This is a genomic window from Deltaproteobacteria bacterium, from assembly GCA_016931625.1.
Classification (GTDB): domain Bacteria; phylum Myxococcota; class XYA12-FULL-58-9; order XYA12-FULL-58-9; family JAFGEK01; genus JAFGEK01.
Map to the genome: position 1 here is coordinate 23,785 of JAFGEK010000066.1, position 8,724 is coordinate 32,508.

Below are 8,724 nucleotides of genomic sequence, written 5' to 3' on the forward strand. Positions count from 1 at the left end.
TGTGCCTAAAGTTACTGGTTAGAACCATTAGCACTACCACTGCTACTATTAGAGTTGTTTGTATTACTGCTGTTGCCGCTGCCACCACTACTACTACCACCACTACTACTGCCACCACTGCCAGCGCCATTACCATTACCTGATCCGCTGCCACCACCAAAACCGGCGCCGGCACCACCTGATTGTTTGCCACCAAAACCACCACCTTGACGAATTTCACCGTTCATTCCGTTACGATAACGATGGCGTTGTTGCAAACCATTTTCACTACTTACTGTTGTGTTGTTATTTTGAGCGCGTAGGCGTAAGCGTTTTTGCATTTTAGTTTTTAGAGCATTTTCTGAATCAGGAGTTTCTTTGAGTTGCGTTTTTTGTTGTTGTTGCTCACGTAGTACTAGACGAATTTCTTGATGTGCTTGGCGTGCATCTAAGTCAGCACGGTTTGAAGCTTGTTTCATTACAGACAAAGCAATACGTGCTTGCGTGGGGTTGCATGAATTTTCGTTAACGCATTCGTTTAACATTTGCCGAGCTTGTTTTAGCCAACGGTGTTGTTTTTGCATTTGTTTGATTTCGTTTGCAGTATCCTCCACATTTTTTACGCTCCATTTGTTTTTGAGCTGCGATTTAATCATTTGCCCGGTCTCGTCAATATCAGACCCTTTGGCTGTAGCTACCATCAAGGATGCAGCAACGCGTGCTGCTTCTTGTGGCGATTTGATACTGCCTTGTTGCCGGCCTTCTTTATCGCATTCGCGTAATTGTTGCCGAAGGCGTAATTGACATTTTTCATTATCGCTTTGAGTGCATAAACTTTCTAACGCTTCACTATTTTGTTGATACAGACGTTTTTGTAATTGCATTTTAAATGGTTCAACTTGCTCAGCATTGAGAGCACCATTTTTTTGCAACTCATCAGCAGCAATATAAGCTAAGTTTCTGTACGTAGCTTGTGTTTGTGTTTGCGTCTGTACCTTAACTTCTTTTTTATTCTGCACTTTTTCTTGGGCATATAAAGGATGACTAGCAAATATTAAAGCTGCACCCAACAAAATTGTTTGCTTAAAAAATTGTTTCGCCTTCATGACTGCCTCCTAGCGGTAGCGGGTGTGGCTTTATATACTGCCAACATCCAACACCGAGTTTTTACCACCAAAACCATCATCCACAACTTCGCGGGCTGCGGGATCAGGTTGTAAAACTTTACCATCGATAACGATCATATATTTATAGCGTCCTGGGGGAACTTTAAGTTCGCCTACCCACATGCCGTTTTCTGCTGGAGTTAAAGCAATACGGTTTTTCCAGTTAGTAAAATCACCAACTATTTCTACTTGCTTAGCATTAGCTGCTGGTATTACGAGGCGTACGATTTGGCTTTCATTAACTGGTGATTGATGATTATTAAAGACGCCACCTACAAATAGACCAAGCATAAAAACTGCTGCTACTGTGCTAGTAGCTAATACACCAGCAAAGAATGAGCGAGTATTACGTGGTTGTAATACCAAGGGAGAGAATACGACTTCGCGTTCAAGCTCAACTTCTTTAAGTGAAGCAGAAAGCTCAAGTACGCTATTCATATTTAATTGATATTCTTTGCATGAACTACATTGTTCTACATGATCAGACATAGCAGCAAGGTCATTGCTATTAAGAGCATCGCCATCCCATTTTTGCTCTAAAAGCTCTTGGCACTTTTGACAATCAATGCGTTTCATGACGAATTCCTTGCTTCTTTAATTATGACTACTCACGTAACGCCGAAAACGTTACATGACGGTCTTGCAGGTATTGCAGAATGGCTTTGCGAGCGCGATGCGTTCGTACGCGCAAGGCAGCTACCGAAGCTCCAGTAGCTTGTTGCATTTGGGCAAACGACAACCCTTCGATATGTTTAAAAATAAAAGCTTCACGTTGATCTATTGGCAAGGCTAAGAGCGCATCTTTGAGCACCTGTTTAACTTCGTCTTTATGTAATGAAAGGTGAGGGCTATTATCATTGATCGGTTCTGGGGCAGCCGGCGGTTCGCTCAAAAAAAATAGAGATTTAATATATTGTTTACGCAGAAAACTACGCGCCTGATTTGCTACGATGCGAAACAACCAAGGCTTAAAGGCTCGGGTATGATCATATCGGCGCAGATGTTTAAAGAGGCGTTCAAGAGCAAGCTGTAAAATTTCTTCGGCGTCAAAAGGTCGACCACACATGCGCAGCGCAACCCGATAAGCTTCATTCTTGTGTCGTTTGATAAGAGAATTTAAGGCGTTATGATCACCGTGTTGGGCAGCATAGGCGAGTTTTTCACTCGATATGTCACTTTGCGTGTTAGTCACCTTATTATCCGTTAGCACTTTATACCGTTAGAATGTCCAATGCTTGTTTTTTTTATCTTGTATAATGTCGATGGTTAAACATTATGTGGTAGCCAAAATTAACTGATTGCTGATTGTTTAGATCACGTACTTGTTGCAGAGAAATTTGTGGTATTACTAAAGTTGGATGATCAGTTAGGGCTGCAAAAGTAGTGGGAGTAAAGTTGATACCTGCAATTTGTACCTGTGAAACAAGTTGATTTGAGCAAACAGCTTTAGGAGTAGTACTTGTTATCGATGGTTGTGGGCTAGTAACTTTGGTAGGTTCGTATGCACAATCAACATTGAAAATAAAGAATAAAAAGATTAATGCGATTTGGGCAAACCATAATCTGCAATGAAACAGATTATAAAAAAAAGATTGATCGAGCTTGCTCATGACAACCTCATATGCTTCACGGTAGCCAGCAATAAAACTTTTGTTAATGCTTTCTTAAGGTGCTACTTATGATTCGGCAAAAACGTTACAAAGCAAAAATTATGTGTATGGTATGGTATGTTGTCAGGTAATTAGTTTAATATAACAGCATACAATGATGCGATGATTATTAAGAAATAAGTATATCTAGTATAATTAATAAAATAGAAAACCTACTTCGAAGAAATAAAACCAGGTATATGCATACGTTTAAGTAAATTACGTATGATTGATAAAGGTGTTTTAGCTATTGGTTCTCTGGTATCAACAAACTGTTCGTCATAAATCGAATTGATATCGTTGCTGGTTAAGATACCTAGAACTTTACGTTTGGGGTCATTTTTAGCAACTACCAATAAGTCACCGTGCTGACGTTTGCCCATTTCACGTAAAGCATCAAAAAGTGTTTGGTCGGGTGTAGCTGTTGCAGGGTTATCAGCCATGTCTTTTGCGACGATGATTTGCGAAAGGGTAGAACGGTTTTCAAGAATATGACGAACGCTTTGAAAAGGAATAGCGCCAACTAAAGAGTCATTTTCGTTGAGAACTGGCAAGCTCGTATAGCCACTTTGAGCAAATCGTTCTAAAACTACCGATAATGGTGCATCATCGCGAACGGTAGCGGGTGGTGCAGTTTTATGCATGGCTAATAATTCTGCTACTGTAGTACGTTCGAGCATCGCCCGTAATATTAAGCGTTGGTGAATAGGTGAAGCGGCACGAGTAGGCAGTTGTTTTTCGTAAAGTGTATGTTGGCGTACTAATAAAAAGCCAAGCAAACTTACAAACATGGTGGGAACAAGTAATTGATAGTTCCCAGTCATTTCGCTAACCATAATAATAGTTGAAATGGGGACATGAGCTGCTGAAGCAAAAAAGCCTGCCATACCCACCATAGCAAATGCGCCTGGTGCAGGAACTAAGGTTGGCCACAAATTGTGAAACACAATACCAACAGCACCGCCAAGTGAACCACCGATAACTACCGCAGGGCCAAACACACCGCCGCTACCACCACTGCCAACCGTAAATGAAGTGGTTAAAACTTTAGTACCAGCAACTATAAGCAAAAAGGTAGCGGTAGCTTGACCAAGGAAAGCGTTTTGCACTACTCCAAACCCGGTGGCTAAAGCCGAAGGAGCAAATAAGCCAACACAACCAACAATTAAACCGCCCAACGCTGGTTTTAACCAGTTGGGTATGGATAAGCGGCGAAAAAAGTCGCGAATACCATAAAAAATTTGCGGATAGATTCGACCGCCAAAAGCCACAACAAGCGCGAGTATTAAATAGGGGCCTAATTCAAGGGGGCTGTTAAATCTAAAATTAGGTGTTTCAAAAAGTGGGCTCCAACCAAAGATACTTCCAAAAGTACTAAAAGCAATAATCGACGATAATACTGCAGGGCCGATAACTTCGTATTCTAAATCCATTTCGCGATAAAGAACTTCGGCGGCAAAAAGAGCGCCCGCTAATGGTGCACGAAAGATGGCACCAATACCGGCACCCAGACCAGCGGCCATAATTATGCGGCGTTGTTTAACTGAGAGGCCTAGCCAGTGTGCTAAAGCCGAGCCTAAGCCGGCACCAATTTGGGCAATCGGCCCTTCGCGACCAGCAGAACCGCCAGTTCCCATAGTAATTGCTGATGCAATAGTTTTTACAAAAGGAACACGGGTTCGAATATAACCATTACGGTGGTGGTAGGCTTCAATTGCGGCATCAGTACCATGACCTTCAGCTTCTGGTGCCAGCCAAAAGACAATTAGACCGCTAATAAGCCCACCAGCTGCTGGTAGGATGAATAATATCCAACGAGAAAAATGGCTTAAGGTTTCGTGGAAAAGAGCTTTTTCACCAAGCGGTGCTTGTGGGCGATAACCAGCTAAGCCATCAAGAAACAGATGATTAGCTAATTGCAGCAGATAGTGAAAACCTGCAGCACCCAAACCTGCGATAACCCCTACGAGAGCGCAGAGTAAAAATAACGTGCTGACATCGAGCACGCGCTGGCTAATAAAATTTTTAGCAAATGGAAGAGATAACTTCTGTTTAATATTAAATTTCTTCAAAATACTTAAACCCTCAATGCATGGTGACCAAAATTAACATTATATTTATTCAAGCGCACATATACACCTTGTTGAGCTTATGTCTAAGGAATCACCGTAGATTTTAAAAATTTATCTACTGATCATTCGTACTTTTTTAAATTTTAGGGTTTTAATAAAAAAAGTAAGCAGTTACACAATAGTAAACCTTGCTTTGCTACTAATAAACATTACTGTAATTATCGATAGAAAATTTTAAAATTTTAAAATAGGGCAAATATGCCTGAAAAGGATTAAAGCATATGACTGAGACACAAGAGAGCAAGCTCACTTGGAAGCAAGATATGGCCTTTGCTGCTGAGTTGCAGGGGCATCAGTTTATGGTCGATGCATCAAGCGAGCATGGCGGAAAAGACCTTGGGCCACGTCCGAAAACTTTAGTCCTGACAGCTCTTGCTGGTTGTACCGGTATGGATGTGGTGGCGATTTTGAAAAAAATGCGAGTTACGTTTGCTGCTTTTGAAGTAAAAGTCAGCGGCGAGTTAACTGAAAACCATCCCAAGGTTTATGACAAGATCCATGTTATTTACCATTTAAAGGGCGAGAATATTGATCGCACCAAGGTAGAGCGAGCAGTTGAATTATCGCGCACTACTTATTGTGGGGTTTTTGCAATGTTGGCGCATACGGCAAAAGTTACCCACGACATTATTATCGATACATGAACCGCCTACTCGATGTAAAACAGCAGTTACGGTAATGACAATAAACAGGAGATTGACTTTATATTAGTCGGATCATGGCATGAAAGATTTTCTGTAGCATAATTAGTTTTATTAGCATCAAAAGACTTCATTGAAGTATCAGACGTTGGTAGTTGACCAATCTCAGGGCATGTTTCTCCGCGGGCCATACTTAGTGCTTGAAGTAGTTCTTTTTCAGGTTGCTTGCCAACCAAACGAGAAACTTCGATCCCTTGGTCATTTAAAAAAATGAACGTTGGTACTCCAACTAAATGGAACTCATTTATTAGGTAGCGGTTAGTTGGCGAGTTAATTTCATATGTTACAAAGTTAACTTGTCGACCAACGCAATATATTTTTAGTGTATTTATTATTGGCTCCATGTCGTGACAAACTGGGCATTTTTTAGAGATAAAAGAAAACATGGTTGCTGTGGTAATTGTAGCTAATGTTGAAGCATTATTGTTAATAGACTTGTCTGGAGGTCAAAACACCAGCGCTAAAAATATAAGTTAAACTCAAACTCATTACTTAATAGTCTACTTTGGCACTATTTAGAGCTTTATGTAAACTGTGCCTGCATTTTTAAGCAGCTTTGGATAGGCTTAAAATTTTTGATTGCAACACAGCTTTGCTGGTTACGCCAATAAACACATCTTTTACCTCACCATTTTGCAAGAGCAGCATGGTCGGAATTGACTGAACGCGAGCTGCACCAGCTAGCCCAGGCTCTTCATCTACGTTTACTTTAGCAATAACCGCTTTGCCTTCAAGCTCTTCAGCTAACGATTCTAAAATTGGCTCCATAGCTCTGCAAGGCCCGCACCAACTTGCCCAAAAATCTACTAAAACGGGGGTGCCATCTTTACGCAAGGCTTCGGCTGCAAAGGTTTGTTCGGTGAGTTTGCGAGTCTTGTTAGACATGAAAAGCCTCCTAGCAATTGATAATATAATCACTTGCTAATTAAGATGCAGTTGCCAAGTAAAAGGGTGTAAAGAAAAGAAAAATATTTTTTACTGGTACAAACTTTGGTGTTTTTTTATAAAATTATAAATCAACATATAAAATGCATGGGGTAACATAAAAAAGGTCATACCTGAAGCAGGAATCATATAACTACCAATCAATATAAAGATTAAATATGAAACGGTGAAAGCATTGGGGAGGACTCTGTATTTTTTTTCAATATAAGCAACCAATAACCCCAATGGTATTAGAGTAATGCCAAAATAGAAAAACCAAAAAGCAGCAAAATTTTCAAAATTAGTGACGCCTACTCTAATGGGTGGAAACTTCTTTGGTCGCATCTGCTATTTGAAAGAAATATGAATTTGAAAATCTTATAAATTGCTGTGCAAAACCATCGGTCGAGAGAGCAAATTGCGTATGCATGGTCGCGATTAATAAAATTAAATGGCCGTTATTTATGCGTTTAAGTTTTGATACTAGTTTTTTAAGCAATGTTTTTTATTTACTCAAATATTCTTGCACCGCTTTGCGAGCCCGATGCAGGCGCGACTTAACTGCCAATTCAGTTACATCAAGTGTAATTGCTACTTCGCGTGCAGGGAGTTGCTCACCATCGCGTAACATTAGCACAGCGCGGTCTTTGTCATTTAATATTGCCAGCGCTTTTTGCAAGGGGGATAATTTTGCTTCAATCATTGCCTCAACATCTTGCCCCATCTTTTCAATAGATGCAGCTTGCCCATCTTCATAAGTTGCATGCAGTTTTGGATTATTTTTGCGACCGCGACGCATACGTGTGCAAGCAGTACTAGCGAGGCGATAGAGCCAGTTTTTAAGCGGGGTTTCGCCACGATAGCCAGAAAGATAACGAGTGGCAGCCACAAAAGCGTCTTGCAAAGCATCATCAGCGTCGCCCGCATGGCCACAGCGTTGCCGTAAAAAACTAATTAAATCAGTGCGAAAACAGGTAAACAAATCAGCAAGCAGAGCGGGATCGCCCGCAGTAGCACGACGGCGTAATTCATCTGGTTGGCAAGCTTTTTTAGTCACGTGAGTTTATTTAATACAAATGAACGAAGAAGCCAAACCTTATTTATGATATGCGGATTTATGGTTGAGTTGAGAGTCTGCTGGTTTTTTATTTGCGTGAGCCTAAAATTGCAGAATCGATTTTAAGAGAGGTTCCTCGGTAGTAAATTTTTTGCTTATCGCCTTCTTGCACAAAGATTGGTGTCGGTTTAACTTGGGGAGGTTTATTGCACCACGTTCAAATAGTTGCAGTTTTAGAATCTGTATCATAAATAGCTATTTTATTATTTTAAACAAATAATTCATCAAGATCTTTAATGTTTTTATTATTACATTTAATGTATGGTATCGATATTGTTTCAAATTTTAGGGTGTTCAAGTAAATTCCTAGCGCTTTTATTTCGCTTCAGTATTTATCGCGATATTTTATTGAAAGTTGTGACTTTTTTCAGATCCTTAGCATACGATTTTAATCGACCGCCATTATATTTAAGCAATTCTTCATAACTCGGCAAGTCAATTAAGTGAATGCGGTCATCATTAAAATCAGAAAAAGCTAAGGTTTTACCATCACTAGATATATCAAGGCCAGTGCATTGATTGCCGCCCACAATTACATCGAGTATTTTGCCATTAGACGTATCAATCAGCATTATTGCGCCCCAGGTCGCGCCTGGGCCCGGCCATTTTGGGCCATTTACACCACGATTTGAGATAGCTAAAATTTTGCCGTCTGGTGTTAACTTTATGGTGTTAGGGTGGCTTTCAGTTCTAACAAAAAATTCCCATTTGCCATCGGGCAATTTTGCTCGATAAATAGCATTATTTTTCATATCTGAAACATATAAAAGTTGTTGCTGCTTATCATAGGCAAAGTGACGCATAGCGCCTTCTGAATTAAAGATTGTTTCTCGCGCTTGTGATTGCAAATCAAGCGCTTCAATTAAGCCAGCGCCAAAACTGGCGATTAATAATTTTTGTCCACTGGGTACGGTAAATAGCCCTCGTGGAGTTGCAGCTACCGACCAAGAATGAGTTTTTTCACCGGTGGCTAAATCAAATTCACTTATGTCACTAGTGATCCAATTTGAAACATAGAGCTTAGATTCGTCAGGTGATAAAGCCATGCCCTTGCTC

At 40.4% G+C, this 8,724-nt stretch carries 10 protein-coding genes; 1 reads left to right on the top strand and 9 read right to left on the bottom strand.

From position 1 onward, the window contains the following. Nucleotides 1-11: 11 nt before the first annotated feature. The 5 genes from JW841_05790 to JW841_05810 all read right to left on the bottom strand — a co-directional run bounded on the left by JW841_05790 (nt 12) and on the right by JW841_05810 (nt 4,800). A complete protein-coding gene (locus JW841_05790; protein ID MBN1960438.1) occupies nt 12-1,085 on the bottom strand; it encodes a hypothetical protein in 1,074 nt (357 codons plus the stop codon). A 30-nt stretch (nt 1,086-1,115) separates the two neighbouring features. Next, a complete protein-coding gene (locus tag JW841_05795; GenBank protein MBN1960439.1) occupies nt 1,116-1,721 on the bottom strand; it encodes a hypothetical protein in 606 nt (201 codons plus the stop codon). Between the two features lie 28 nt (nt 1,722-1,749). Next, nucleotides 1,750-2,337, bottom strand: coding sequence for an RNA polymerase sigma factor (locus JW841_05800; GenBank protein MBN1960440.1), 588 nt, complete (start codon nt 2,335-2,337; stop codon nt 1,750-1,752). 52 nt (nt 2,338-2,389) lie between these two features. Then, a complete protein-coding gene (locus JW841_05805) occupies nt 2,390-2,755 on the bottom strand; it encodes a hypothetical protein (protein MBN1960441.1) in 366 nt (121 codons plus the stop codon). Nucleotides 2,756-2,967: 212 nt separating this feature from the next. Next, nucleotides 2,968-4,800: a chloride channel protein gene (locus tag JW841_05810; protein MBN1960442.1), complete on the bottom strand. Its 1,833-nt coding sequence runs from the start codon at nt 4,798-4,800 to the stop codon at nt 2,968-2,970. Between the two features lie 347 nt (nt 4,801-5,147). On the opposite strand from JW841_05810, the gene JW841_05815 reads away from it, so the two are divergent. Further along, nucleotides 5,148-5,570 (top strand): OsmC family protein, encoded by a 423-nt coding sequence (locus JW841_05815; protein MBN1960443.1) that lies wholly within the window; start codon nt 5,148-5,150, stop codon nt 5,568-5,570. 26 nt (nt 5,571-5,596) lie between these two features. Here JW841_05815 and JW841_05820 read toward each other — a convergent pair whose 3' ends face one another. From JW841_05820 to JW841_05835, 4 genes are all read right to left on the bottom strand, one after another. Then, entirely contained in the window at nt 5,597-6,013 is a 417-nt protein-coding gene (locus JW841_05820) for a thioredoxin fold domain-containing protein (GenBank protein MBN1960444.1), read from the bottom strand. A 160-nt stretch (nt 6,014-6,173) separates the two neighbouring features. Further along, nucleotides 6,174-6,512 carry a thioredoxin gene (gene trxA / locus JW841_05825; GenBank protein MBN1960445.1) on the bottom strand — a complete coding sequence of 113 codons (339 nt, stop codon included), beginning with the start codon at nt 6,510-6,512 and terminating at the stop codon, nt 6,174-6,176. Between the two features lie 544 nt (nt 6,513-7,056). Continuing rightward, the gene (locus JW841_05830; GenBank protein MBN1960446.1) at nt 7,057-7,608 is read right to left on the bottom strand and encodes an RNA polymerase sigma factor; all 552 of its coding nucleotides are present in this window, start codon (nt 7,606-7,608) and stop codon (nt 7,057-7,059) included. Nucleotides 7,609-8,000: 392 nt separating this feature from the next. Beyond that, nucleotides 8,001-8,724: hypothetical protein (locus JW841_05835; GenBank protein ID MBN1960447.1), on the bottom strand; the 724-nt coding region annotated here is incomplete at its 5' end.

Bases quoted from the DNA above. Each gene is read 5' to 3' on its own strand.
- JW841_05805 (MBN1960441.1), bottom strand. From the start codon at position 2,755: ATGAGCAAGCTCGATCAATCTTTTTTTTATAATCTGTTTCATTGCAGA.
- JW841_05790 (MBN1960438.1), bottom strand. From the start codon at position 1,085: ATGAAGGCGAAACAATTTTTTAAGCAAACAATTTTGTTGGGTGCAGCT.
- JW841_05795 (MBN1960439.1), bottom strand. From the start codon at position 1,721: ATGAAACGCATTGATTGTCAAAAGTGCCAAGAGCTTTTAGAGCAAAAA.
- JW841_05815 (MBN1960443.1), top strand. From the start codon at position 5,148: ATGACTGAGACACAAGAGAGCAAGCTCACTTGGAAGCAAGATATGGCC.
- JW841_05820 (MBN1960444.1), bottom strand. From the start codon at position 6,013: ATGTTTTCTTTTATCTCTAAAAAATGCCCAGTTTGTCACGACATGGAG.
- trxA (MBN1960445.1), bottom strand. From the start codon at position 6,512: ATGTCTAACAAGACTCGCAAACTCACCGAACAAACCTTTGCAGCCGAA.